This window comes from Micromonospora sp. L32, from assembly GCF_052068055.1.
Classification (GTDB): Bacteria; Actinomycetota; Actinomycetes; order Mycobacteriales; family Micromonosporaceae; genus Micromonospora; species Micromonospora purpureochromogenes.
The window spans coordinates 14,759-39,885 of record NZ_JBQHDD010000002.1; the positions used below are offsets into that span (position 1 = coordinate 14,759).

At 73.3% G+C, this 25,127-nt stretch carries 27 protein-coding genes; 7 read left to right on the top strand and 20 right to left on the bottom strand.

Annotation, left to right across the window (positions count from 1 at the left end):
- Positions 1-20: 20 nt before the first annotated feature.
- The 3 genes from ACTMTB_RS04630 to ACTMTB_RS04640 form a co-directional block, all read right to left on the bottom strand.
- A complete protein-coding gene (locus ACTMTB_RS04630; RefSeq protein ID WP_154942420.1) occupies positions 21-1,223 on the bottom strand; it encodes a DUF1015 family protein in 1,203 nt (400 codons plus the stop codon).
- A gap of 71 nt (positions 1,224-1,294) precedes the next feature.
- Complete coding sequence (locus ACTMTB_RS04635; RefSeq protein ID WP_441142685.1) at positions 1,295-1,606, bottom strand: hypothetical protein; 312 nt, start codon at positions 1,604-1,606, stop codon at positions 1,295-1,297.
- Between the two features lie 343 nt (positions 1,607-1,949).
- Complete coding sequence (locus ACTMTB_RS04640; protein ID WP_441143969.1) at positions 1,950-2,549, bottom strand: mycothiol-dependent nitroreductase Rv2466c family protein; 600 nt, start codon at positions 2,547-2,549, stop codon at positions 1,950-1,952.
- Positions 2,550-2,798: 249 nt separating this feature from the next.
- Here ACTMTB_RS04640 and pepN point away from each other — a divergent pair, with 249 nt between their 5' ends.
- On the top strand, positions 2,799-5,345 hold the full coding sequence (gene pepN / locus ACTMTB_RS04645) for an aminopeptidase N (RefSeq protein ID WP_441142687.1): 2,547 nt from the start codon (positions 2,799-2,801) through the stop codon (positions 5,343-5,345).
- A 119-nt stretch (positions 5,346-5,464) separates the two neighbouring features.
- On the opposite strand, the gene ACTMTB_RS04650 is transcribed toward pepN, so the two are convergent.
- The 16 genes from ACTMTB_RS04650 to ACTMTB_RS04725 form a co-directional block, all read right to left on the bottom strand.
- Positions 5,465-5,872, bottom strand: coding sequence for a DUF5130 family protein (locus tag ACTMTB_RS04650; RefSeq protein WP_357607150.1), 408 nt, complete (start codon positions 5,870-5,872; stop codon positions 5,465-5,467).
- A complete protein-coding gene (gene ctaJ, locus ACTMTB_RS04655) occupies positions 5,859-6,161 on the bottom strand; it encodes an aa3-type cytochrome oxidase subunit CtaJ (protein ID WP_435819943.1) in 303 nt (100 codons plus the stop codon). Before ctaJ ends, ACTMTB_RS04650 begins: the two co-directional genes overlap by 14 nt.
- 54 nt (positions 6,162-6,215) lie before the next feature.
- Positions 6,216-7,679 carry an amidase gene (locus tag ACTMTB_RS04660; RefSeq protein WP_441142689.1) on the bottom strand — a complete coding sequence of 488 codons (1,464 nt, stop codon included), beginning with the start codon at positions 7,677-7,679 and terminating at the stop codon, positions 6,216-6,218.
- Between the two features lie 74 nt (positions 7,680-7,753).
- Complete coding sequence (locus ACTMTB_RS04665) at positions 7,754-8,179, bottom strand: PIN domain-containing protein (RefSeq protein ID WP_441142691.1); 426 nt, start codon at positions 8,177-8,179, stop codon at positions 7,754-7,756.
- A complete protein-coding gene (locus ACTMTB_RS04670) occupies positions 8,176-8,394 on the bottom strand; it encodes a type II toxin-antitoxin system VapB family antitoxin (protein ID WP_334571585.1) in 219 nt (72 codons plus the stop codon). Before ACTMTB_RS04670 ends, ACTMTB_RS04665 begins: the two co-directional genes overlap by 4 nt.
- A 28-nt stretch (positions 8,395-8,422) precedes the next feature.
- The gene (locus ACTMTB_RS04675) at positions 8,423-9,433 is read right to left on the bottom strand and encodes an amidohydrolase family protein (RefSeq protein ID WP_441142694.1); all 1,011 of its coding nucleotides are present in this window, start codon (positions 9,431-9,433) and stop codon (positions 8,423-8,425) included.
- On the bottom strand, positions 9,433-9,957 hold the full coding sequence (locus tag ACTMTB_RS04680; RefSeq protein ID WP_334571583.1) for a 3-hydroxyanthranilate 3,4-dioxygenase: 525 nt from the start codon (positions 9,955-9,957) through the stop codon (positions 9,433-9,435). Before ACTMTB_RS04680 ends, ACTMTB_RS04675 begins: the two co-directional genes overlap by 1 nt.
- Positions 9,954-10,376 (bottom strand): RidA family protein, encoded by a 423-nt coding sequence (locus ACTMTB_RS04685; protein ID WP_441142697.1) that lies wholly within the window; start codon positions 10,374-10,376, stop codon positions 9,954-9,956. Before ACTMTB_RS04685 ends, ACTMTB_RS04680 begins: the two co-directional genes overlap by 4 nt.
- Positions 10,373-11,146 carry a 2-keto-4-pentenoate hydratase gene (locus ACTMTB_RS04690; protein WP_441142699.1) on the bottom strand — a complete coding sequence of 258 codons (774 nt, stop codon included), beginning with the start codon at positions 11,144-11,146 and terminating at the stop codon, positions 10,373-10,375. Before ACTMTB_RS04690 ends, ACTMTB_RS04685 begins: the two co-directional genes overlap by 4 nt.
- Positions 11,143-12,216: a 4-hydroxy-2-oxovalerate aldolase gene (dmpG, locus tag ACTMTB_RS04695; RefSeq protein WP_179801417.1), complete on the bottom strand. Its 1,074-nt coding sequence runs from the start codon at positions 12,214-12,216 to the stop codon at positions 11,143-11,145. The genes ACTMTB_RS04690 and dmpG overlap by 4 nt, the downstream gene beginning before the upstream one ends.
- The gene (locus tag ACTMTB_RS04700) at positions 12,213-13,145 is read right to left on the bottom strand and encodes an acetaldehyde dehydrogenase (acetylating) (protein ID WP_441142701.1); all 933 of its coding nucleotides are present in this window, start codon (positions 13,143-13,145) and stop codon (positions 12,213-12,215) included. The genes dmpG and ACTMTB_RS04700 overlap by 4 nt, the downstream gene beginning before the upstream one ends.
- Positions 13,142-13,939, bottom strand: a complete 798-nt coding sequence (locus ACTMTB_RS04705; protein WP_441142703.1) for a 2-keto-4-pentenoate hydratase — start codon at positions 13,937-13,939, stop codon at positions 13,142-13,144. The genes ACTMTB_RS04700 and ACTMTB_RS04705 overlap by 4 nt, the downstream gene beginning before the upstream one ends.
- Before the next feature lie 17 nt (positions 13,940-13,956).
- Positions 13,957-15,438, bottom strand: a complete 1,482-nt coding sequence (locus tag ACTMTB_RS04710) for a 2-hydroxymuconic semialdehyde dehydrogenase (RefSeq protein ID WP_441143971.1) — start codon at positions 15,436-15,438, stop codon at positions 13,957-13,959.
- Positions 15,439-15,458: 20 nt separating this feature from the next.
- Positions 15,459-16,796, bottom strand: a complete 1,338-nt coding sequence (locus ACTMTB_RS04715) for an FAD-dependent oxidoreductase (protein WP_441142705.1) — start codon at positions 16,794-16,796, stop codon at positions 15,459-15,461.
- Positions 16,793-18,073: a kynureninase gene (kynU, locus tag ACTMTB_RS04720; RefSeq protein ID WP_441142707.1), complete on the bottom strand. Its 1,281-nt coding sequence runs from the start codon at positions 18,071-18,073 to the stop codon at positions 16,793-16,795. The genes ACTMTB_RS04715 and kynU overlap by 4 nt, the downstream gene beginning before the upstream one ends.
- 14 nt (positions 18,074-18,087) lie before the next feature.
- Positions 18,088-18,990, bottom strand: a complete 903-nt coding sequence (locus tag ACTMTB_RS04725; protein WP_441142709.1) for a tryptophan 2,3-dioxygenase — start codon at positions 18,988-18,990, stop codon at positions 18,088-18,090.
- Positions 18,991-19,136: 146 nt separating this feature from the next.
- Between ACTMTB_RS04725 and ACTMTB_RS04730 the strand changes: the two genes are divergently transcribed.
- From ACTMTB_RS04730 to ACTMTB_RS04740, 3 genes are all read left to right on the top strand, one after another.
- Positions 19,137-19,610 carry an Lrp/AsnC family transcriptional regulator gene (locus tag ACTMTB_RS04730; RefSeq protein WP_441142711.1) on the top strand — a complete coding sequence of 158 codons (474 nt, stop codon included), beginning with the start codon at positions 19,137-19,139 and terminating at the stop codon, positions 19,608-19,610.
- Between the two features lie 136 nt (positions 19,611-19,746).
- Entirely contained in the window at positions 19,747-20,223 is a 477-nt protein-coding gene (locus ACTMTB_RS04735; RefSeq protein ID WP_280836245.1) for a hypothetical protein, read from the top strand.
- Between the two features lie 12 nt (positions 20,224-20,235).
- Positions 20,236-21,054, top strand: coding sequence for a class F sortase (locus ACTMTB_RS04740; RefSeq protein ID WP_441142713.1), 819 nt, complete (start codon positions 20,236-20,238; stop codon positions 21,052-21,054).
- A 22-nt stretch (positions 21,055-21,076) separates the two neighbouring features.
- Here ACTMTB_RS04740 and ACTMTB_RS04745 read toward each other — a convergent pair whose 3' ends face one another.
- A complete protein-coding gene (locus ACTMTB_RS04745) occupies positions 21,077-21,610 on the bottom strand; it encodes an HNH endonuclease (RefSeq protein ID WP_441142715.1) in 534 nt (177 codons plus the stop codon).
- 184 nt (positions 21,611-21,794) lie between these two features.
- On the opposite strand from ACTMTB_RS04745, the gene ACTMTB_RS04750 reads away from it, so the two are divergent.
- From ACTMTB_RS04750 to ACTMTB_RS04760, 3 genes are all read left to right on the top strand, one after another.
- On the top strand, positions 21,795-22,970 hold the full coding sequence (locus tag ACTMTB_RS04750; protein ID WP_441142717.1) for a mechanosensitive ion channel family protein: 1,176 nt from the start codon (positions 21,795-21,797) through the stop codon (positions 22,968-22,970).
- A gap of 248 nt (positions 22,971-23,218) precedes the next feature.
- Complete coding sequence (locus ACTMTB_RS04755; RefSeq protein ID WP_441142719.1) at positions 23,219-24,607, top strand: MFS transporter; 1,389 nt, start codon at positions 23,219-23,221, stop codon at positions 24,605-24,607.
- A gap of 63 nt (positions 24,608-24,670) precedes the next feature.
- The gene (locus ACTMTB_RS04760; protein WP_357607187.1) at positions 24,671-25,099 is read left to right on the top strand and encodes a globin; all 429 of its coding nucleotides are present in this window, start codon (positions 24,671-24,673) and stop codon (positions 25,097-25,099) included.
- The last annotated feature ends 28 nt before the right edge of the window (positions 25,100-25,127 follow it).

Consider the following 25,127-nt stretch of genomic DNA (forward strand, 5'->3'; position numbering starts at 1 on the left):
GGGGCGGATTCGTCACAGCGTCACCGGGGCAGCTCGGCGACGACCAGGCCGCCGCGGGCCTTCGGGGTGAACCAGGTGCTCTTGCGGGGCATCTTCTCCCGGGCCAGGTTCACCGCGACGAAGTCGTCCACGGTCACCGGGGCGATGAGGATCGCCAGCTCGGCCCGGCCGGCGTCGACCTCGCCGGTCAGCCAGCTCGCCGGGTAGTCGCCGCCGACGTAGGTGATCCGCTTGTCGCCCGGGTCGAGGCCGAGCGCATCGCGCAGCAGCAGCCGCTCGACCAGCGCGTGGTCCAGGTTCTCCAGCCGGGCGGCCCCCTCGTCGTGCGGCAGCGTGACCGCGTACCCCTGGCCGGACAGCCGGAGGTGGACGGTGCCGCCGGCCGGCGGGACCTCGACCGGGCCGTCGATCGGGGTGATCGTCGCGCCGGCGGCGCGCAGCCGGTCGAGCAGCTCGTCTCCGGTGGTGGTCAGCTCGCTGACCAGCCGGTTGTAGGGCTGGATGGCGACCGACGCCGGGGTGGTGACCACCGACAGGAAGCGGGGCAGGCCGCCGGTCTGCGCGGCCAGGCTGCGGTGGTTGCCGTCGGCGACCACCAGCTCGCCGCCGCCGGCCAGCGCGGTCAGCTCGTCCTGCTGCGGGCCGGGGCCGAGCAGCCAGATGGCGTGCGTCCGGCCGGCCTGGTCGGTGTCGGTCGCGGCGGGCGCGCCGGCGGACTCGGTCGCCGCCGCGAGCGCGGCGTGCAGCTCGTCGCCCCGCCCGGTCTGGAGCAGGAGTACGGGTGAGAGCAGGTGCCCCAGCGCCTCGGCGAGGGCCACCCGCTCGCGCACCTTGGCGATGAAGACGTCCTCGTTGCGGATGACCAGGCCGGGCTCGTCGGCGCTGGTGGAGATCTGGTCGGTGTCCACCATGGCGAAGAGCCCGTACGCCGACTCCTCGCCCGGCGCGCTGATCCGGTAGAGCACCACGACCTGCTCGGCCGGGGTGTAGCTGCCGTCGGCCTTGGCCTCGGCGAGGCGGGCCACCGCGTCGCCGAGCGCGTCGAGGAAGGACTTGCCGAGGCTCTCCGGCGCCCGGTGGGGCATCTCGATGCCGAGGGCACTGTGCGGGTTCGCCTCGATGATCGCGGTGATTTCCGCGTCGTCGGCGAACTCGTCGTAGTTCTGCGCGCCGGTGCCGCCAGTGGTGATCCAGGCCCGGGCGATCGGATGCACGACCGTCATGCCCGTTGACGCTACCGGCGTCGGCCGCCCGGACGACGCGGACCCCGCGCCGGGTCCACCAGATGAACCGGTCATCCCCGCTCGGCCGGCTCCTTGACGCGGCGGTGCCGTCCGGTCTGGTTGGGGACGGGCGCGCCGCGGCCCGCGGGCGCGGAGCCACCCGGGCAGCCCGGCCGGGCGCCGGGCGGGGTGGCCCGGCAGGTGACCGGGACCCGGGCGACGCCGACCACGATCGGCGGGGCGAGCAGGTCGACCATCTCGACGGGGAGTTCCGGGCTGACCGTCGGCCAGTGGCAGTCGTCGACCGACCAGTACGTGGTGGGGTCGGCCACCTCCTGCCCGGTCGACAGGTCGTCAGCGGACGGACGGCGGTGCTTGGCCATCGGGAAAGCCTCCGGGTCGGCCGGGTGCGGCCGCTGCGGCCGCTGCGCTGGACAACCGGAAAAACGACACCGTGCCCGGGAGGGTGACGCGGCGTCGGCGGCGGCCCCGGGCCGGCACGGCGACGGGCGTCGGAGTCGGACGCGGCCCGGCGCGGTCAGCGGGTCCCTCGAGGGGCGAACCCGGTACGCGGACGCTGTGGAGCTGATGTCGTGAACGAATCACCGACCAGCGACGCGGTGAATCGTTCACGTCATCAGCTCGACAGGAGCGCCACACCGTCCTCGCCCCCGGCCGGGTCGTCGCCTCGGACCGGACGAGCGGGCCCGGGGCGACGGCCGCGGTTCAGTCGAAGATCGGGCCGAGCTCGCGGGAGCGCTTGAGCTCGTAGAAGCCCGGGGTGCCGGCGACCAGCAGGACGCCGTCCCAGAGCCGTCCGGCGGCCTCGCCCTTCGGAGCCGGCGTGATCACCGGGCCGAAGAAGGCCACCTGGCGGCCGTCCGGGCCCGGGGCGTGGACGACCGGGGTGCCGACGTCGGTGCCGACGGGGCGCATCCCGGCCTCGTGGCTGGTGCGCAGCGCCTCGTCGTACTCGGTGGTGTCGGCGACGCCGGCCAGCGCCGGGTCCAGGCCGACGTCGGTGAGCGCGGCCTTGAACAGCTCCGGGCCGAGCTGCTCCTTACCCAGGTGGATCCGGGTGCCCATGGCGTTGTACAGCTTCGCCACCGCCTCCTGTCCGTGCTGCTGCTCGACGGCCACGCAGACGCGTACCGGGCCCCAGCCCTTGTTCATCAGCTCCTGGTAATCCTCGGGCAGGTCCCGACCCTCGTTGAGCACCGAGAGGCTCATCACGTGGAAGCGGATGTCCACGTCCCGGACCTTCTCGACCTCCAGCAGCCAGCGGGAGGTGATCCACGCCCAGGGGCACAGGGGGTCGAACCACATGTCGACGGTGACACGATCGGTCACGGTGAGGTCCCTTCGCGACGGGTGACGCGCCGGGCAGCCCCGGCGCCGCTGCCTCGATCCTCACCCCGCAGGGCAGCGACTGGTAGCGGAATGAGAGCGTGACCTCGACCACCGCGGGGCGTCGGTGCATGGAAGACTCGGCTCGGGCCGGCCGTCACGAGCGGCCGACTGGGCTGGCGCAGCCGCGAGGCGGCGAGAGTGGGATGGAGACGAACAGTGCCGGGAGTGCGCAACCTGACCCAGGTGGAGGCCACCGAGCGGGCCCGCCTGCTGGAGGTGACCGGGTACGACATCAGCCTGGACCTGTCGACCGCCGTGCAGGCCGAGGGCCGTACGTTCCGGTCGGTGACCCAGGTCCGGTTCCGCTGCGCCGAGCCGGGTGCCGGCACCTTCATCGAGACCGCCGCCGAGTCGGTGCGGTCGGCGACGCTCAACGGCGCGCCGGTCGACCTCTCCGGCTGGTCGGCCGAGAAGGGCCTGGCGCTGTCCGGGCTGGCCGCGGAGAACACGCTCGTCGTGGACGCCGACTTCGCGTACTCCAACAGCGGGCAGGGCCTGCACCGCACGGTGGACCCGGTCGACGGCGAGACCTACCTCTACAGCCAGTTCGAGACGGCCGACGCGCAGCGGGTCTTCGCCTGCTTCGACCAGCCCGACCTGAAGAGCGTCTACACCTGGCACGCCACCGTCCCCGACCACTGGCGCGTGGTGTCCAACATGCCGGTGGAGCGCGAGGAGCCGGCCGGCGAGGCGCTCAAGACCGTCCACTTCGTGGAGTCGGCCCGGATGAGCACCTACATCACCGCGCTCTGCGCCGGGCCGTACCACGAGGTGCGGGACAGCCACGACGGCATCGACCTGGGGGTCTTCTGCCGGGCCTCGATGGCGCCGCACCTGGACTCCGACGACCTGTTCCTGATCACCAAGCAGGGCTTCGACTTCTTCCACGAGCAGTTCGGGGTGCGCTACCCGCTGCCCAAGTACGACCAGCTCTGGGTGCCGGACTTCAACGCCGGCGCGATGGAGAACTTCGGCTGCGTCACGCACGCCGAGTCGCACTACCTGTTCCGCTCCCAGGTCACCGACTTCGAGTACGAGCAGCGGGCCAACACGATCCTGCACGAGCTGGCGCACATGTGGTTCGGTGACCTGGTCACCATGCGCTGGTGGAACGACCTGTGGCTGAACGAGTCGTTCGCCGAGTGGGCCAGCCACTGGTGCAACACCCACGCCACCCGGTTCTCCGAGGCCTGGACGACCTTCCTGTCGATCCGGAAGAACTGGGGATACCGGCAGGACCAGCTCTCCTCCACCCACCCGGTGTACTGCGAGATGCCGGACCTGGAGGCGGTCGAGGTCAACTTCGACGGCATCACCTACGCCAAGGGCGCCAGCGTGCTCAAGCAGCTCGTCGCGTACGTCGGCGAGGAGCCGTTCCTGGCCGGCCTGCGGGCGTACTTCGGCAAGCACGCCTGGGGCAACGCCACCTTCGACGACCTGCTCTCCGAGCTGGAGACCGCCTCCGGTCGGGAGCTGCGCAAGTTCGCCGCGCAGTGGCTGGAGACCGCCCAGGTCAACACGCTGCGCCCCGAGGTGACCATCGGCGACGACGGGACGTACCAGCGGGTGCTGGTCCGCCAGGAGGCACCGGCGGGGTACCCGACGCTGCGTACCCACCGCATCGGCGTGGGCCTCTACGACCGCACCGACGGCCGGCTGGTCCGCCGGGAGCGGATCGAGGTCGACGTGACCGGCGAGCAGACCGAGCTCTCCGCGCTGCACGGCAAGCGGGCCGCCGACGTGCTGCTGCTCAACGACGACGACCTGACGTACACCAAGCTGCGGCTGGACGAGCGGTCGATGGCTACCGTAGTGCAGCACATCGCCGGGCTGGAGTCCTCGCTGGCCCGGGCCCTGTGCTGGACGGCCGCCTGGGACATGACCCGCGACGCGGAGCTCGCCGCCCGCGACTACGTGGCGCTGGTGCTGGCCGGGCTCCCCGCCGAGACCGACATCAACCTGGTCACCGCCACCCAGCGCCAGGCGAGCACCACGATCACCGTCTACGCCGACCCGGCCTGGGCGCCGACCGGCTGGGCGGAGCTGGCCCGTACCGCGAAGACGGCGCTGTCCGCCGCCGAGCCGGGCAGCGGCTTCCAGCTCGCCTGGGCCCGCGCGTACGCCTCGGCGGCCCGCTCCGCCGAGGACCTGGCGACCCTGCGCGGCTGGCTGGACGGCAACGGCGTGCCGGCTGGGCTGACCATCGACACCGAGCTGCGCTGGACGGTCCTCCAGTCGCTGGTGGCCAACGGGGCGGCCGGCGCCGCCGAGGTCGAGGCCGAGCTGGCCGCCGACCGGACGGCCAGCGGCGAGCGGGAGGCCGCGTACGCGCACGCGCTGGTGCCGACCGCCGAGAACAAGGCGGCGGTCTGGGCCGAGCTGACCGGCCCGCAGTCGCTGCCGAACTGGCGCAACCGGGCGCTGCTGCAGGGCTTCACCCACCCGGCGCAGGTGGAGCTCACCGCGCCGTACCGGGAGAAGTACTTCGCCAGCGTGGCGCAGGTCTGGGCGCAGCGGGACAGCGAGCCGGCGCAGGAGTTCGTCCAGCTCGCCTACCCGGCGTACCTGGTCGAGGAGGAGACGGTGGCGGCCACCGACGCCTGGCTGGCGCAGGACGGGCACCCGGCGCCGCTGCGCCGGCTGGTCGCCGAGGGCCGCGACGGGGTGGTCCGCTCGCTCAGGGCCCGCGCCAAGGACGCCCAGAGCGCCTGACAGGAGTACCCGGTCCGGGGCCGGCGTGGGCGAGAGCCCGCGCCGGCCCCGGACCGTCATCGGAAGCACGAAGCCCGGCCCGCGTCACGCGGGCCGGGCTTCGTCGTACGTGCGGGGGCTCAGGCCCTGCCGGCGTGGCTGGCGAGCTGGTCGAGGCCGTTGATGATGCCACCGGCCAGGTCGCCGCCGCCGAACGCCGCCACCATCGACAGCGCGGCGAGCCGAGCGTACGTGTCGGGGATGCGCTTGCGCGCGTGCCGGCCGGTGACCACCTCCAGCTGGCGCTGGTTGGGCGACACCGCGATCAGGACGGACCGGTCGGGGTCGGCGAGCTGGCGGTGCAGGCGCTCGGCGTGCTCCCGGACCGGCTCGTCGAGGCCGCCCACGTAGACCGAGAAGACCAGGCCGGTGCCCTGGTCGGCCAGGCGGAGCGCCTCGTCGATGCGCAGCAGCTGGCGGGTCGAGAACGGCCCGTCCAGCACGTCGGGCGGGTTACCCGTCCCGGTCTGCATCTCACCAACGGTCACTTGCGCCTCCGGTTCCACCGGCCGGCGCCTCGATGCCGGCCTGCTCGAGCTTGTGGCTGGTCAGCGCCGGCGCCTGCGCGCCTGCGGACAGGGCGGTGCCGGCCGAGTCGGCCAGCTGCTCCGGGCGGCCCAGGAACCAGACGGGGGTGAAGTCGAAGCGGCGGCCCGGCCGGTAGCGCTTGGACCCGCCGCCACCTCGGCGGTTGCTGGCGAACACCAGACCGACGATCACCAGCATCACCGCCGCCGGGATGCCGACGAAGATCAGCAACGTCTCAGTGACAGACAATCCCAACGCCCCCAGGCGGAAGATAGCGACCAGAGCATCCGGGTCGGGTGACGATCATGGCGCCGACCTCCCGACTCCGCTGCCATTCACGTTAGCGGAGTCGACGCCCCGCCAGATTGCGGGGTGCCGATCCCATCCGTCACTGCAGTGTTCCAGTTGCGCTGCGGTGGCGATCAGTCGGGCGTCGTCGCCGTAGCGACCGGTCAGCAGCACCCCGACGGGCAGGTCGGTCGCGGTGCGCCCGAGTGGTAGCGAGACGGACGGATCTCCCGTCACGTTGAACACCGCGCAGTACGGCGAGAACCGGCGCTGCCGGTCGAAATCGGCGGCCGGGTCGGCGTCGGCGGTGAACCAGCCGATCGGCGCCTGGGGTGCGGCCAGGGTGGGGCAGAGCAGCAGGTCGCAGTGGGCGGTGCGACGGGCGCCGAGGCGTACCTGGGCCTGGATCTCGCCGAGGGTGGCCATCAGCGCGCCGGCGCCGACGACCGCGCCCCGGGCGCGGAGGAACCGGGTCAGCGGCAGCAGTTCGGACTCCCGCTCCGGCGGCACCGGGGCCAGCGCCAGCACGTACCAGAGGGTCTCGAAGAGCGGCCACACCGCGGGGCCGAGCGGCCGGTCGACCTCGACCACCTCGTGGCCGGCCGCGGTGAGCAGCGCGGCGGCCCGGTCCACCGCGGCGACGCAGTCGGGGTGGACCGGCTCTTCGGCGAGCATCGGGGCGTCGAAGCGGCCGATCCGCAGGCGGCCCGGGGCGGCCCGGCGGGCGACGCCGAGGTAGCCGCCGTCGGGTCGCGGCGGCGGCAGGTACGGCTCGCCGGGCACCGGCACCGCCATCGCGTCGAGCAGCGCGGCGACGTCGGCGACCGTACGCCCGAGCGGGCCGTTGGTGGGCAGGCCGAACGCGCCGAAGCCGAGCGGGCCGCTGGAGACCAGGCCCCGGCTCGGCTTGTAGCCGACCAGGCCGCAGAGGGCGGCCGGGATGCGCAGCGACCCGCCGCCGTCGGAGCCCTGGGCGACCGGGACCAGGCCGGTGGCCACCGCGGCCGCCGCGCCGCCGCTGGAGCCGCCGGCGGTGTACGCCAGGTCCCACGGGTTGCGGGCCGGCGGCGCGACCAGCCCCTCGGAGTAGAGCGAGCAGCCCAGCTCGGAGGTGGTGGTCTTGCCGAGGCTGACCAGCCCGGCGGCGGCCATCAGCCGGACCACGTCGGCGTCCACCGGCGGGACGAAGTCGGCGAACGCCGCCGAGCCGAAGGTGGTGCGCACCCCGGCGGTGAGGGTCAGGTCCTTGATCGCGGTCGGTACGCCGTGCAGCGGCCCGCGCCCCGCGACCGGTACCGCGTCGGCGGCCCGGGCGGCGGCGAGGGCGCGCTCGGGCGTGACGGTGACGAACGCGCCGACGGTGTCGCCGAGCGCGTCCACCCGGTGCAGGTGGTGCTCGACCAGTTCCACGCTGGACAGCTCGCCCCGCGCCACGGCGGCGGCCTGCTCCAGCGCGGTCAGGTCGTGCGGCTCGGCCATGCCGCCATCCTGCCCGCTCGGCGGCCGGTTGGCCCGTCGACACGGCCGGGACGCAGATCCGCGCCGACGTGGCGTCAGGAGAGGGTGCCCGCCGGAGCGACCCACTCGGACCGTGGGCCACCGACCTCGCTCAGGAGGTCGAAGTCACGGTCATAGTGCAGAACGGTCGCGGAGTATTCGGCGGCCGTGGCGGCGACGGTCACGTCAACCGGGCTCGCGGCGCGGTGGTGACCTCGGGCGGTCAGCGCCAACTGCAGGTCCCGGGCTCGCGTGCAGACCGCAGCGGTGACCGGCAGGTCCACCATGAGTTGAGCGCGCCGGGCACGGATGGTCATGGCGTCCCGGAAGTCCCGCGCGCTGCGGCCGTCCTCGAGATCCAGCGGAAGGCATGTTGCCGCGAGGCCCTCCTCGAGGATCGCCGCGAGTCGCTTCTGGACCACCGGCAGACGCATCCGGGCCCAGGCCGACGTGTCGATCAGATAAAGGCCGCTCGGAGTCACGCGGCATCCTGCTGGCCGCGTGGTGTCTTGTCGTCGTTCAGGATCCCGGTCCAGTCACGGTCGACGGACAGCAGTTCGCGTACGGCCTCCAGCCGCTCGCTGCGTTCCGCCACCAGCCGCAGCGCCGCGTGGATCGTGTCCTTCTTACTCTTGGTGCCCAGCTCACGCCGCGCGCGTTCGAGCAGGTCATCATCGAGGTCGATAACAGTCTTCACGAGAAGACTATATAACGCCATGCGATGTTTATATACCCGGCCGGCCGAGGAAGCGCAGCGCGTTGCCGCCGAGCAGCTTGGCGCGTTGCTCGCCGGTAAGGAAGTCCGCCTCGTGGACCACCCGCCCGACCGGCCGCTCCCCCAGCGGGTACGGGTAGTCGCTGCCCACCAGCACCCGGTCGGCGCCCATGGTGTCCACCAGCAGCCGCAGCGCGGCCGGGGCGAAGACCACCGAGTCGACGCTGAACCGGTCGGTGTAGGAGCTGGGCGGCGCGGTCGAGGCGCCGCGTACCAGGTCGCCACGGCGGTGCCAGGCGTTGTCGGCGCGGCCCAGCCAGAACGGGAAGCTGCCGCCGCCGTGCGCGAAGCAGATCCGCAGCGTCTCCGGCACCCGGTCGAAGACCCCGCCGAGGATGAGCGCCAGCACCGACAGGTGCGTCTCGGCCGGCATGCCGGTGAGCCAGCGGGCCATCCACCGGTCCAGCCGGGGCCCGCCCGCCATGTCCCACGGGTGCACGAAGACCGGCGCGCCCACCGCCGCGCAGTGGGTCAGGAACTGCACGATGCCGGCGTCGTCGAGGTCGCGGTCGCCGACGTGGTTGCCGATCTCCACGCCCACGTGCCCGGCCGCCAGACAGCGGTCCAGCTCGGCGCAGGCCGCGTCCGGGTCCTGCAACGGCACCTGGCAGAACGGCACCAGCCGGTCCCCACCGGCGGCCGTGACCTCCAGGGTGAGGTCGTTGAAGATCCGGGCGACCTTCACCGCCTGGTCGGCGGGGCGGTCGTAGGAGAAGAAGACCGGCGTCGGGGAGACCACCTGCACGTCGACGCCATCGGCGGCCATGTCGGCCAGCCGGGTCGGCGCGTCCCAGCACTCCGCGCCGACCGGACGGAACTCGGTCTCGCCCACCATGATCATGGCGGCGCGCTCGGAGTCCACCCGCAACCAGGGCCAGCCGGACCCGCCGCACGCCGCGGCGAGGTCCGGCCACCCCCTGGGTACGACGTGCGTGTGCACGTCGACGACCGGTGGGCGCATCAGCCCTTGCCCGGGTGCAGCGTGCCGCACTTGTCGCAGGTGCGCGCGGACTCGTCGGCGTAGAACGCCTGGAAGACCGGGGGCAGGTCGGCGGCGATGTCGCGCACCTGCAGCTCCACCTCGTGCACCTTGTGCCCGCACTCCGGGCAGTACCACTGGAACTTCTCCAGCGTGCCCTCCTCGCGGACCCGCTCCACCACCACGCCGATCGAGCCGGGCTCGGGGCGCTGCGGCGAGTGCGGGGTGTTGCGCGGCAGCATCCACATCTGACCCTCGCGCACGTGCACCGTACGCGGCCCCTCGGGCGTCATCAGGTTGATGTGCATGTTGCCCTTGACCTGGTAGAAGAACTCCTCGTAGGGGTCGACGTGGAAGTCGGTGCGCTGGTTGGGCCCGCCCACCACCATCACGATGAAGTCGTCCCCACCCGGGAACATCTCCTTGTTGCCCACCGGCGGCTTCAGCAGGTGCTGGTTCTCCGCGATCCAGCCCGGGAAGCTGAACGGCTCGGCGATCTCACTCACGACTGACCTCCTTGGGGAAGCAGGGCGACGGCCTGAATCTCGATCAGCAGGTGCGGGTGCGGCAACTGGTGCACGGCAACGGTCGTCCGGGTCGGGCCGGACGCGTCGAAGAACTCCGCCCACACTTCGTTGTAACCACCGAAGTCGTTCATGTTGACCAGGTACGAGGTCACCTGGACGAGGTCGGAGAGGTCCGCACCGACCGACCGCAGCAGATCACGGATGTTCTCGATGACCGCCCGGGTCTGCACCCGGATGTCGAGGTCCGTGGTGCCGAACTCGTCCACCGACACACCCGCGAAGGTGTTGTCCGGCCGCCGCGCCGACGTACCCGAGACGAAGACGAACCCGCCCGCCACCTTGACGTGCGGAAACGCCCCCCGCGGCACCGCCTTGCCGGCGACCACCCGGGCGGTCACGACGCGGCCCGCAGCGAGGCGGCCCCGAGCTTATCCACGACGGCACGCACGTGGGCACCGGGGCGCAGCGGCACAGCCGCGGTGGCGGCGCCGGCGAGGAAGACCCACCCGGAGCGCATCCGCACCCCGTGCCGGCCGGCCAGCCGGATGCCCTCGTCCAGCGCCCGGCGCGGGTCGCCGAGGATCGCCGCCGTCGAGCCGACCTGCGCCACCCGCCCGTCGATCTCCAGCAGCACGCCCAGGTTGTCCAGCCCGTCGGGCACCGGCGACCACGGCCCGACCACGAACGCCGCCGCCGAGGTGTTGTCGGCGACCACGTCCGGCAGGGAGAAGGTGAAGTTCGCGTAGCGGGAGTCGATCAGCTCGATCGCCGGGGCGACCGCGCGGACCGCGTCGGCGAAGGCGCCGACCGGCTCGCCCGGATCGGGGAGGCGGTCCAGCAGGAACGCGACCTCCGGCTCGACTCGTGGGTGGATGAAGTCGGCCACGTCGACAGTGCCGCCGTCGGGGACCCGCATCACGTCGGTGAGCCGGCCCCAGATCACCTCGTCCACGCCGACCTGGGCCATCTTCGCCTTGCTGGTCAGCCCCATCTTGAGCCCGACCAGCCGCTCGCCCCGGTCGAGCCGGCGCTGCAGCAGCGCGGTCTGCACCGCGTACGCGGCGTCGACGTCCAGGCCGGTCTCGGCGGCCAACTGCGGGATCGCGGTGGCCGAGTCCGCCGCCACGCCCAGCCGCTCGGCGATCCCCGCGACATCCACCCCGATCATGCGGCCTCCCCCTGCTCCTCGCGGCCGGCCAGGTCCAGCGCCACGTCCACGATCATGTCCTCCTGGCCGCCGACCATCCGCCGCCGGCCCAGCTCGACCAGGATCGAGCGGACGTCCACGCCGTACTTCGCCGAGGCCCGCTCGGCGTGCCGCAGGAAGCTGGAGTAGACCCCGGCGTACCCGAGGGAGAGCGTCTCCCGGTCGACCTGGACCGGGCGGTCCTGCAGCGGCCGGACGATGTCGTCGGCCGCGTCCATCAGCGCGAACACGTCGCAGCCGTGCTTCCAGCCGTGCAGCTCGGCGACCGCGACGAAGACCTCCAGCGGGGCGTTGCCGGCCCCGGCGCCCATCCCGGCCAGCGACGCGTCCACCCGGACGGTACGGCCGTGCGGGGCGTCCGGGCCGGCCGGCCCGTCGCCGGCGATCCGGCCGTGCTCGACGGCGAGCACGCTGTTGGCCACCCCGAGCGACAGGTTGTGGTGGGCGTGGATGCCGATCTGCGTCTCCGGCCGGAGCACCTGCCGGTACGCGTCGACCCGCTGCGCCACGTCGGACATCAGCAGCCGGCCGCCGGAGTCGGTGACGTAGACGCAGTGCGCCCCGTACGACTCCATCAGCTTGGCCTGGGCGGCCAGCCCGGCCGGGTCGTTCATGTGCGACATCATCAGGAACCCGGAGACATCCATGCCGTTCTCCCGGGCCCAGGAGATGTGCTGGGCGGAGATGTCCGCCTCGGTGCAGTGGGTGGCGATCCGCACGCTGGTCACCCCGAGCGCCTTCGCCGCCTTCAGGTCGGCGATGGTGCCGATCCCGGGCAGCAGCAGGGTGGTCAGCTTCGCGGTGGTCAGCACCTCGGCGGCGGCGGAGATCCAGTCGGCGTCGCTCGCCGCGCCGTGGCCGTAGTTGACGCTGGACCCGGCCAGCCCGTCGCCGTGCGCCACCTCGATCGCGGCCACCCCGGCGGCGTCCAGCGCGGCGGCGATGGTGCGCACCTGGTCGACGGTGTAGCGGTGGGCGATGGCGTGCATGCCGTCGCGGAGCGTCACGTCCTGGATGTACAGGTCGGTCACGCCGGCACTCCCTTCGCGCCCAGGGCCACCAGTCGCTCGGCGGTGCGCAGCGCGGCGGAGGTCATGATGTCCAGGTTCCCGGCGTACGCCGGCAGGTAGTGCCCGGCCCCGGAGACCTCCAGGAAGACCGAGACCTGCCAGCCGGTCAGGTGCCGCCCGAGCGACGGCACGTAGGTGTCGACCCGGTCGAACTGCACGTCCTGCTTGAGCCGGTAGCCGGGGACGTACTCCTGCACGGTGGCCACCATGTCGGCCACCGAGGCGGCGATGGCGGCCCGGTCGGCGTCGGGGTCCGGGCAGAGGCAGTAGACGGTGTCGCGCATCAGCAGCGGCGGGTCGGCCGGGTTGAGCACGATGATGGCCTTGCCGCGCTCCGCGCCGCCGACCACCTCGATCGCCCGGGCGGTGGTCTCGGTGAACTCGTCGATGTTGGCCCGGGTGCCCGGACCGGCCGACTTCGAGGCGATCGAGGCGACGATCTCCGCGTACGCGACCGGGGTGACCCGGCCGACGGCGGCGACGATCGGCACGGTGGCCTGCCCGCCGCAGGTGACCATGTTGACGTTGCTCTCGTGCAGGTGCTCGTCCAGGTTGACCGGGGGCACCACGTACGGGCCGATGGCCGCCGGGGTCAGGTCGACCACCGTGCGGCCGTGCGCCCGCAGCACGGCGTCGTTGTGCCGGTGCGCGCCGGCGGAGGTGGCGTCGAAGACCACTTCCACGTCGGCGAACTCGGGCATGGCGACGAGCCCGTCCACGCCGCCGGCGGTGGTGGCCACGCCGAGCCGCCGGGCCCGGGCCAGGCCGTCGGACTCCGGGTCGATGCCGGCCATCGCCACCATCCGGAGGCTGTCGCTGAGCCGCAACACCTTGATCATCAGATCGGTGCCGATGTTGCCGGACCCGATCACCGCCACACCCGTGGTCATGCCCGGGCCTCCTTCGCAAAACAGGTCCGCACCGAACCGAGCCCGGAGATCCGGGCCTCGTACGCGGCGGCCGGGGTGACCGGCACCATCGGGCCGAGCGCCCCGGAGAGCACCACGTCGCCCGCGCGCAGCGGGTCCCCGGCCCGGGCCATCGTCCGGACCAGCCACTCCAGCGCGTGCAACGGATTGCCGAGGCAGGCCGCCCCGGCGCCGACCGAGGCCGGCTCGCCGGCGTGCTCCAGCACCATCCCGCACAACCGCAGGTCCACGTCGGCGAGCCGGCGCGGCGTGGTGCCGAGCACGAACATCCCGCTGGAGGCGTTGTCGGCGACGGTGTCCACGATGGAGATGTCCCAACCGGCGATCCGCGAGTCGACGATCTCGATGGCCGGGAGCACGTGGTCGACCGCCCGGAGCAGGTCCACGGTGGTGACCCGCTCGTCGGTCAGGTCCGCGCCGAGCACGAAGGCGATCTCCGCCTCCACCCGGGGCTGGAGCAGGCGCTCGATCGGCACCTCGACGCCGTCGCCGACCGCCATCGCGTCGGTCAGCACCCCGAAGTCCGGCTGGAATACGCCGAAGCTCTCCTGCACCGCCCGGGAGGTCAGCCCGATCTTCGCGCCCACTCGGCGCTCGCCCCGGCCCTGCCACGCCCGCGCCTGCAACTGCTGCACCCGGTACGCCGACTCGACGTCGCCCTCGGGCAGCAGCCGCCCGCGCAGCGGTGGGCAGGGCTTCCCGCTGGTACGGGCCTCGGCCAGCTCCCGGTTCGCCGCTTCGATGTCAGCTCTCACGCCGGCTCCTCGCCCGCTCACGACAGGTCCACGCAGACGTTGGTCAGTTCCGAGTAGAAGTCCAGCGAGTGCACGCCACCCTCCCGGCCGATGCCGGAGGCCTTCACGCCGCCGAACGGGGTGCGCAGGTCGCGCAGGAACCAGGTGTTCACCCAGACGATGCCGGCGTCCAGCCGGGCGCCGGCCCGGTGCGCCCGGCCGACGTCCCGGGTCCAGACCGTCGCCGCCAGGCCGTACTCGGTGCCGTTGGCCAGCGCGTACGCCTCGTCCTCGTCGTCGAACGGGGCCACGTGCACGACCGGGCCGAAGATCTCCTCGGTGTTGGTCCGCGCCCGCGGGCCGAGCCCGGTCAGCACGGTCGGCTGCACGTACGCCCCACCGTCGCGGCCGTCGCCGAAGCGCGGCACGCCACCCCCGGTGAGCACCTCGGCGCCCTCGGTCCGGGCCAGCGCGTAGTGGCTCAGCACCTTGTCCCGGTGGCCGTGCGAGATCAGCGGCATGTTCGCGGTGGCCTCGTCGGCCGGCCACCCGTACGCCAGTTCCCCGGCCCGCTTGGCCAGTCGGGCGGTGAATTCCTCGAAGACCGGGCGCTGCACGTAGATCCGCTCGGTGCAGAGGCAGACCTGCCCGCCGTTGGTGAAGCTGGAGCGCACCGAGCCGGCCACCGCCGCGTCCAGGTCGGCGTCGGCGAAGACCAGCCCGGCGTTCTTGCCGCCCAGCTCGAACGAGACGGCCTTCACCCCGTCCGCGGCGGCCCGCATGATGGCGCCCCCGGTGGCCGACTCGCCGGTGAAGGTGATCGCGTCCACCCCCGGGTGCCGGGTGAGGAACTCACCGGCCGAGTCCGGGCCGAAGCCGTGCACCAGGTTGAACACCCCGTCCGGCACGCCGGCGGCGGCCATCACCTCGGCCAGCAGCGTCGCGGAGGCGGGCGTCTCCTCGCTGGGCTTGACCACCACGGCGTTGCCGCAGGCCAGAGCCGGGGCCACCTTCCAGGTGAGCAGCAGCAGCGGCAGGTTCCACGGCACGATCACGGCGACCACGCCGACCGGCTTGCGGACGGCGTAGTTCAGCGCCCGCCCGCCGGCCGGGGTGACCGTGGTGAACGACTCGGTCGGCGCGGTCGCCACGATCTCGGCGAAGGCCCGGAAGTTCGCCGCGCCGCGCGGAATGTCCAGGGTGCGGGCCTGCGAGATGGCCTTGCCGGTGTCGGCGACCTCGGCGGTGACCAGGTCGTCGAAGCGACGTTCCAGCTCGTCGGCGACCCGGCGCAGCACCTCGGCGCGCTCCCGCTCCCCCATCCGGCCCCACGGCCCGCGCAGCGCCGCCCGGGCGGCGGCCACCGCGTCGTCCACCGTGGACTTCGACGCCTCGACCACCTCGAAGACCGGCTCGCCGGTCACCGGGCTGCGCTTGGTGAAGCGCGGCCCCGCGTCGACGAACTCGCCGCCGACGAAGTGGCGCAGCAACCCCGGCCCGTCCGGCGCGCTCCCGGCCATCAGCCGCGCGTCCCAGAGCGTCATCCGCGCCTCCCCCGGCCGATCGCCGCACCCACCACGCCGACCAGCAACGCCAGCCCGCCCGCGGCCACCGCCCCCACCACCGCGTACTGGCGGCGCACCCGGCGGCGCACCTGCGCGTACGGGGTGGTGGAGAAGGAGACCAGTTCGTACTGCGAAACGTACCGGCCGGGCAGCGCCCGTTCCAGGGCGTGCTCGACCCGCTTGCGGGTCTGGAACACCGGCGAGGCGACCTTGTCCCGCATCTCCACGAAGTTGGCCAGCGCCATCCGGGCGATCGCCTCGGCGTTGTCCTGCCGGCGCCGCTGGTAGAGCGGCAGCGCTGCGGACCAGTCGTCGTCGCACTCGTCCAGGCAGCGGTCCAGTTCGACGACGTCCTCCATGGCGCAGTTGGCGCCCTGGCCGTAGAACGGCACGATGGCGTGCGCCGCGTCGCCGAGCAGCGCCACCTTCCCGTCGACCTGCCAGGGCGCGCAGCGGACCGTGCCCAGCACCCCGACCGGGTTGTGCTGGTAGTCGTCGACCAGGTTGGGCGCGAGCGGGATCAGGTCCGGGTAGTGGGTGGCGAAGTGCCGCTCGATCGCCGCCGGGCTGCCCAGCGAGGCGAAGCTGGCGGTGCCGTGGGTGGGCCAGAAGAGCGTGCAGGTGAACGAGCGGTCCGGGTTGGGCAGCGCGATCATCATGGAGGTGCCGCGCGGCCAGATGTGCAGCGCCGACGGGTCGAGGGCGAAGTCCCCGCCGAGCGGCGGGATGGTGAGTTCCTTGTAGCCGTAGTCGAGGAAGTCCAGGCTCTCGGTCAGCATTCCGTACCCGAGCAGTTGCCCGCGCACGGCGGAGCCGGCGCCGTCGGCGCCGAGGACGACCGACGCGGTGGCGGCGACCTTGCCCTGCGGGGTCTCGAAGGTCATCTCGCCGCTGGTCGGGTCGAGGCCGACCAGCCGGTGGTCGAAGGCGACCCGCACCCCGGGCAGCGCGGCGGCGGCGTTGAGCAGGGCGTTGTTCAGCGCGCCCCGGCTGATCGAGTTGATCGCCCGGTCCCCGGAGCCGCTGTACGACTGGAACTGCGGCTCACCGGCGACCGGGTGGATCATCCGGCCGCGCATCGGCAGGGCGTCCGCCATCACCTGCTCGGCCAGGCCGATGCGGCGCAGCGCGTCCAGGCCGCGCTCGGAGAGCGCCAGGTTGATCGACCGGCCGCGCTCGACCCGCCCGGTCCTCGGGTCCGGCCGCCGCTCGTAGAGGGCCACCGGGTAGCCGCGTCGGGCCAGGTAGCAGGCCAGCAGGCAGCCGGCCAGACCGGCCCCGACCACCGCGATCTCGTCGCGTTCCGCACTCATGGATGCACCTCGGAAACCGTCGCCGCCAGCGCGTCGGCGACCCGCCAGCAGTCGTGGTACGTGGAGTAGAGCGGCACCGGGGCGAACCGGACGATGTCCGGCTCCCGGGCGTCGGCGACCACGCCGTGCTCGTGCCGCAGCCGCTTGGTCAGCTCGGCCGCGCTGCCGGCGCCGATGCGCACCGAGAGCTGGCAGCCCCGCCGGGCGGGATCGCGCGGGGTGACCACGGTCAGCGGCCGGCCGGGGATCACCTCGTCGAGCAGCCGTTCCAGGTAGCCGGTGAGCCGCACGCTGCGCTCCCGCAGGGCCGGCATGCCGACGCTGTCGAAGAGCTCCAGCGAGGTGCGCACCGGGCCCATCGCGAAGATCGGCGGGTTGGAGATCTGCCAGGCCTCCACGGTGGCCGGCGGCCGGGAGACCGGGGTCATCTCGAACCGGGTGGTCGCCTCGGTGCTCCACCAGCCCTCGAAGCGGGGCAGCCGGGGGTCGCCCAGGTGCCGCTCGTGGACGAAGACCCCGCCCAGCGCGCCGGGCCCGGAGTTGAGGTACTTGTAGGAGCACCAGGCGGCGAAGTCGACGTCCCAGTCGTGCAGTGCCAGCGGCACGTTGCCGGCGGCGTGGGCCAGGTCCCAGCCGACGATCGCGCCGGCCGCCCGGCCGGCGGCGGTGATCGTCGGGATGTCCATCAGCTCGCCGGTGAGGTAGTTGACCCCACCGAGCAGCACCAGCGCCACCCGGTCGCCCTCGGCGGCCAGGTAGTCGGTCACGTCCTCGGTGCGCAGGGTGTCCTCGCCGGCGCGCGGCGTCAGCCGGACCACGGTGTCGTCCGGGTCCAGGCCGTGGAAGCGGGCCTGGCTGCGCACCGCGTAGCTGTCCGAGGGGAAGGCGCTGTCCTCGATGACGATCCGGGTCCGCTCCCCGGCGGGCCGGTAGAAGCTCACCATCAGCAGGTGCAGGTTGACGGTGAGGGAGTTCATCACCACGGTCTCCGCGGGCCGGGCGCCGACCAGTCGCGCGGCGGGCGCCGTCAACAGCTCGTGGTACGGCAGCCACGGCCGCTCCGCCTCCAGGTGCCCCTCGACACCGAGCCGGCTCCAGGCGTCCAGGTCGGCGAGGAGTTCCGCGCGGGTGGCCCGCGGTTGCAGCCCGAGGGAGTTGCCGGCCAGGTAGGCGGTCTGCGGGTAGCGTCCGCCGTCCGCGGGCGGCACGTGGAAGAGGTGCCGGTGCCCGGGGTCGGCGGCGTCGAGGCGGTGCGCCTCCTGCTCCGAGGTGGTCATGTCCCGCTCCCCGCTCACATCGCCGTCCGGGCCGACCACAGCTCCGGGAAGACCACCCGGGCCATGCTGCGTTGCAGCCAGGCCAGTCCGGCCGAGCCGCCGCTGCCGACCTTCGCGCCCATGGTGCGCTGCACGGCCTTGACGTGGTTCCACCGCCAGTCGCCGAACTGCTCGGCCACCTCGGTCAGCGCCTCGCCGAGCAGGCGGAGGTGGTTCTGCGGCCCGCCGTCGTCGTAGATCTCGACCCAGGCCGCCTCGACCGACGGGTGCGGCAGGTGCTCGACGGTGACGTCCCGCTCCAGCAGGTCGGCCGGGAGGTCGTGGCCGTGCCGGGCGAGCAGGGCGATCACGTCGTCCCAGAGGCTCGGCACGTCGAGAGCGGCGCGCAGCTCGTCGTAGACGTCTTCCTGGCGGCGGAACGGCCGGATCAGCGCCGGGTCGCGCAGGCCGAGCAGGAACTCCAGGTGCCGGTACATGGCGGACTGGAAGCCGGAGCCCTCGCCGAGCAGGTTGCGGAACCGGTTGAAGTCGGCCGGGGTCATCCAGCGCAGCCCGTGCCAGGCGGCGTTGAGGCCCTCCAGGTGCAGCGCGGCCCGGCGCAGCGGCGCCAGCGCCTCCCACACCCGGTCGGCGCGCAGGTCTTGCTGGGCCTGGCGCAGCTCGTGGCAGGTCAACCCGAAGTACAGCTCCATGATCTGGCTGACCATCAGGAAGGACATCTCGCCGGGGTCCGTGCTGAGCGGCCGCTGCAGGGTGTGCAGGGTGCTGGCGTGCACGTACGCGTCGTACGGCACCCGGTCGGCGAACTCCAGCGTGGGTTCGCCGCCGTTGCGGGCCGCCCGCGCGGTGCGCTGCTGCGGCGTGACCGGGCGCACCGCGGCGGTCCGGGTGGGCGCCCGCAGATCCGTCTGATCCACCTTGTCGTCTCCTCCGTGAGCCGGGTGACGACATGATGCCCTGGTCACAACGGCGTACGGAATGCCGATTCGACGGCGATCCGCAGTTTCACCTTTGGCGCGGAAGGCTCTTCTGCCGTTCGACCTGCAGAAGGTAAGGTCCACGCGTGGACGAGATGGACTGGGCCCTGCTGCGTGAGCTGCAGACCGACGCGCGACTGTCGTACAGCGAGCTGTCCCGGCGGGTGCACCTGTCCCCGCCGGCGGTGGCCGAGCGGGTCCGCCGGCTGGAGGAGTCCGGCGTGATCACCGGCTACCACGCCCACGTGGACCTGACCCGAGCCGGTCGCGGCGTGGTCGCGCTGATCCGGATGTCCTGCTACGGCTCGCGCTGCATCCTGCACGACCCGGGCGTCGCCGGCTGGCCGGAGATCCGGGAGATCCACCGGATCACCGGCGACGCGTGCAGCATGCTCAAGGTCGCCGCCGGCTCGATCACCGAGTTCGAGGCGGTCATCGACCGGCTCGCCCCGTACGGCCAGCCGTCCAGCACGATGGTGCTCTCCACCCCGCTGGACTGGCACCCGGTCACCCCGCTGCCGAACCCGCCGGCCGGGGCGCCGGGCACCCGCCGCCGCTGACCGGGCGGGTTTGCCCCACGGCGAGCGGGAATGCAGGCCCGGACACCCGTCGCAGGATTCCGGCGCACCTGGCCGGGAGGGGAGAATCATGCGGGGGCTCAGCGCGTACCATCGTGCCTTTTCCGCCGTCCTGGCGATGTTCGCCCTGGTCGCGGCGTTCGTCCTGGCAACGGCCACACCGGCCCGGGCCGGGGAGAACACCTTCGTCGAGGTCACGCCGAACACCGCGCAGGCCGGCACCCGGGTCAGCATCCGGGCCAGTTGCGACAACGCCAACAACCAGCAGGCCACCGTGCAGTCGGACGCCTTCGGCCGGGTGGTGCTGCGGCCGGACAACGGCTTCCTGACCGGGGCGGTGACCATCCCGGGCAACAAGCAGCCGGGTGACTACCCGGTCGACCTGCGGTGCGCCAACGGCAACACCGCGTCGACCACCCTGACCGTGCTGAACATGGCCCAGCCGACCAAGGGCCCGGCGACCGGGGCCGGCGGCACCGCCGACGGCCGGGGCGCGGGCTCGCTGCTCCTGGTCGGCGGCCTGGCCGTGGTGACCGTGGTGGCCGGGCTCGGGATGTTCGGCGGGAGCCGCCGGCGGGCCGGGACGAACTCCTGACCCCACGTCGCCATGACCCGCACACGCAGACGCACCCCGCGGTCGGGTCGGGACCGGGTCCGCGCCGCGGCCCGGCTGGGGGCCCGTGCGGCCGGCCGCTTCCGCCGGGTGGCCGGCCAGGCATTCACCGCCAGCGTGACCACGACCGACCCGGTCGCCCACGCCCGTCCGGTACGGCCGGCGGCGCGGCCGGCCCGGTACGGCGGCTACCGGAGCCGGGGACCGGGCGCCGCGTTCATGGTGATCGCCACCCTGATGGCGCTGATCGTCGCGATGCTCGGCGTCGAGCAGGTGACCGGCCTCAGCGTCCTGCCGGACCGGTTCATCGCCGGCCTGCGCCCGGCGCCGAAGAAGTTCCCGGTGCTGCCGGGCAGCCCACCCACCCTGATCTCGATCTCCCGGATCGACGTGCAGGCCCCGGTGCACCACGTCGGGATCGCCCCGGACGGCAGCATCGGGGTGCCCGACGCCGCCCGCGCCCAGGAGGCCGGCTGGTACGACCAGGGCCCCACCCCCGGCCAGTACGGCCCGGCGGTGATCGTCGGGCACGTCGACACCACCACCGGCCCGGCGGTCTTCCACGGGCTGCGGGACCTGCGCGACGGCGACACGGTCGAGGTGACCCGCGAGGACCGGAAGGTGGCGGTCTTCGAGGTGAACCAGGTGCAGCGCTACGGCAAGGAGGACCTGCCGGTGGACGAGGTGTTCGGCGACTTCAGCCGCCCGAACCTGCGACTGATCACCTGCGGCGGCCGGTGGGTGGGTGGCGACACCGGCTACGCCGACAACGTGGTGGTGTACGCCTCGCTGGTGAAGGCGCGCGACCGGTGACCGGGCGGCGCCGGCGCCCCGCTCAGGCGGCCTCGGGCTCGCGCAGGTCGAGCCAGTCCGCCCAGCGCGGGTCGGGCGCGCGGTGACCCAGCACCCGCCAGGCGGTGCCCTTGGGGGCGGCGGGCAGGGAGTGCAGCCGCCAGCCCAGCTCAGCCGGGGTCTTGTCGCCCTTGGTGTGGTTGCACCGGGCACAGGCGGCGACCACGTTCTCCCAGGCGTGCCGGCCACCCCGGCTGCGCGGGAAGACGTGGTCGATGGTCTCCGCGGGCCCCCGGCAGTAGGCGCAGCGCCCGCCGTCGCGGGCGAAGATCGCCCGCCGGGACAGCCCGACGTGGGTGCGGTACGGCACCCGGACGAAGCGGGTCAGCCGGACCACGGAGGGCACCGGGAGGGCGTCGCGGGCGCTGTGCAGGACGCCGTCGCCGTCGGCGACGCAGATCGCCTTGGCGGAGAGCACGAGGATGGCGGCGCGACGCACCGACACGACACACAGCGGCTCGTAGGTGGCGTTGAGAACCAGCGCGCCGGAGCCCACCGTGGGTCGTATGTCAGGCATCGTGCTCACCCTCCCGGTCCAGCTGCCCACCACTGGCCACGCCGGCCGCGCCCCGCGCAGCGGGGAACCACGACCGACGCCGGCGGGATCACCGACGTCCGTTGCGCCCATCGTCCCTGATAAGACCCGCGATTGCACGTACTAATCCGGGCTCCCTCGTGAAGCTTTTTCGGCGCGTGTGAAGATGTCCGGTTCGCGGACCGCCGTCCGGCGGGCGGGGGTCGCCCGACGGTGGGTCGGCGGGAGGCCGCCGACGGTGTTGCGGTACGAAGACAGGGTGAGCGCCAGCAGCCTGACCTTCCCCGTCGCAGCCCCGACCCCCGACCCCTCACCCTCGGCCGAATGCCTCCAGGACACCTGGTGCAAGGGCGTGTTCGAGGTGACCGACTCGGTCTGGTTCGCCGAGGGCAGCTACTGGATCCTGCTCAAGCCGCTGCGGGTCGCGCTGATCCTGCTGTTGGCGTTCGCCGCCCGCTGGGCGTTGCACCGGACGATCAACCGGCTGGTCCGGACCACCAGCGTGGGCGCGGTGCCGACCATGCTCCGGCCGCTGCGCGAGCGCATCCCGTCGGCCTCGCTCGATCCCACCGAGTTCATCCCCGAGCGGCGCCGCCAGCGCGCCGAGGCGATCGGCTCGGTGCTGCGCAGCCTGGTCACCGCGTTCGTGTTCGGCATCGCGCTGCTGATGGTGCTCAAGGAGTTCAGCTTCGACCTGGCTCCGCTGCTGGCCAGCGCGGGCATCGCCGGCGTCGCGCTGGGCTTCGGCGCGCAGAGCCTGGTGAAGGACCTGATCGCGGGTCTGTTCATGCTCATCGAGGACCAGTACGGCGTGGGTGACACGGTGGACCTGGGCGAGGCGACCGGCGTGGTGGAGTCGGTGGGGTTGCGGGTGACCACCGTCCGCGACGGTCGCGGGGTGCTCTGGTACATCCGCAACGGCGAGATCGTCCGGGTGGGCAACAAGAGCCAGGGCTGGGCCCTGGTGGTGGTGGACCTGCCGATCGGCTTCGCCGGCACCGAGGAGGCGAGCGCCGTGCTGCGTACGGCGGCGGCCTCGATCGCGGTGGACCCGGAGCTGGCCTCGGAGATCGTCGAGGCGCCCGAGGTGCTGGGCGTCGAGCAGATGACCGTGGACGGCGCGGTGATCCGGACGGTGGTCAAGACGACCGCGGACGGGCAGTTCGCGGTGGGCCGGGAGCTGCGTCGCCGGCTGGCCGAGGCGCTGGAGAACTCCGGCATCACCGCGAAGATCGCGGCCGCCCGGCTCTACCCGGGGCTGCCGCAGACCGGCGGGATCGGCCCGGCCGGGGCGCCCGGGACGGTGGGCACCCCGGGCACCGGTCAGGGTGGGGCCACCTGACCTGCCGGGCAGGACGGAATCGGGGAGTCCGAAATCTGGGGGTCGCGGACCGCGCGGCCCCTCGGGTATCGTCCGTTCGTTCAGTCGGAGATGCGACGACCAATCCGTTCGCCCTAGCCAGTTGTCAGACGATCGGGCAGAATCCGGTGCACGCGCTCCCGCCGGAGCGTGATCATGTCCTCGCTGATCCGTAGATCTGACGACGGGGTCCCCGTCAGGCCGTCACGAGTGGCCGTTCGCGGGGCACGATGGAGGCGACGGTGTCCGACGAGCGACCCTCTCCGGACGGGCCGGCCACATTCCGGGAGGTGTTCGGCCAGTCCGAGTACCGGGCGATCTTCATCGCCACCGTGTTCTCCTGGGTGGGCGACTACGTGGCCAAGGCCGCGGTCACCGTGCTGGTCTACCGGCAGAGCGAGTCGATCGCCCTCTCCGCCGCCGCGTTCGCGGTCAGCTACCTGCCCTGGCTGGTCGGCGGTCCGCTGCTCGCGGCACTCGCCGAGCGCTACCGCTACCGGCAGGTCATGGTCGTCTGCGACCTGATCCGGATGGCGCTGATGGCGCTGATCGCCCTGCCGGGCGTGCCGGTGTGGGTGATCCTGGCCCTGCTCTTCGCCACCACGCTCGCCAACCCGCCCAGCCAGGCCGCCCGGTCCGCGCTCATGCCGGCCATCCTCACCGGGGACCGGCTGGTCCTCGGCCTGTCGCTGAACGCCAGCTCGGCCCAGGCCGCGCAGGTGGTCGGCTACCTCCTCGGTGCCGCGTTGGCCGCGGTGAACCCGACCGCCGCGCTGCTGATCAACGCGGCCACCTTCGCCGGGTCCGCCGCGCTGACCCGCTTCGGCGTCCGCGACCGGGAACCGGCGATGACCGCCGCGCATCGCAGCCACCTGTTGCGCGAGACGGGGCAGGGCTTCCAGATCGTCTTCGGCACCCCGGTGCTGCGGGCCATCGCCGTGCTGGTCTTCAGCGCCATGCTCTTCTCGATCGTCCCCGAGGGGCTGGCCGCCGCCTGGGCCGGCGAGCGCTCCGGCGACGGGCTGGACAGCGGCGTCGCGCAGGCCGTCATCATGGCCGCCAACCCGGTCGGGTTCATCCTGGGCGGGCTGGTGGTGGGGCGGGCGGTCGCGCCGGCCCGCCGGCTCGCCCTGATGCGGCCGCTGGCGGTGATCGCCCCGCTGGTCCTGGTGCCCACGCTCCTCGACCCGCCACCGGTGGTGGTGGCCCTGCTCGCGGCCGCCTGCGGCTTCGCCGCCGCCGGCCTGCTGCCGACCGCCAACGGGCTCTTCGTCCGCGCCCTGCCCAACGGCTACCGGGCCCGCGCCTTCGGCGTGATGGCCACCGGCATGCAGGTGATCCAGGGCGCCTCGGTGCTGGTCACCGGGCTGCTCGCCGACCGCTTCTCCATCCCGGTGGTGGTCGGCCTGTGGAGCGCCGCCGGTGTGGTGCTGATGCTGGTGACGGCCCTGCGCTGGCCGGACGGCGAGACCATCGACGCGGCCGTCGCGGCGGCCGACCGGGCCAACCGGGACGACGCCGCGGCCCGGGACAGCGCGCCCGGGCCCGGCGGCCGGCCGCGCGCCGGCCGGGCGACGGACGGCCGCTCCGGGGGCCGGCGCAGCCACGCTGTGACGTGATCGGCAGCCCGCCCGGCCGGTACGCGGCGGCCGGTGTGCCGGGGCACCTGGCAGGATGGAACGGTGAATTCCGCAGCTGAGTCCGACCGGCCCGGTGCGCCGACGACCCTCTTCGAGGCGGTCGGCGGCGAGCCCACCTTCCGCAAGCTGGTCGACGAGTTCTACGTCGGCGTCGCCACCGACCCGCTGCTGCGCCCGATGTACCCGGAGGAGGACCTCGGGCCGGCCGCCGACCGGCTGACGCTGTTCCTCATGCAGTACTGGGGCGGCCCCAACACCTACTCCGCCGAGCGGGGGCACCCGCGGCTGCGGATGCGGCACGCGCCGTTCCGGATCGGCGCGGCCGAGCGGGACGCCTGGCTGCACCACATGCGGCGGGCGGTCGACCGGCTGGACCTGCCGCCGGAGGTCGCCAAGGCGCTCTGGGACTACCTGGAGCGCGCCGCGTACTTCATGGTCAACGTGATGGAGGAGCCGGCCGGGGACGCCTGACGGCCCGGCGGTCGCGACCGGCCGGGCC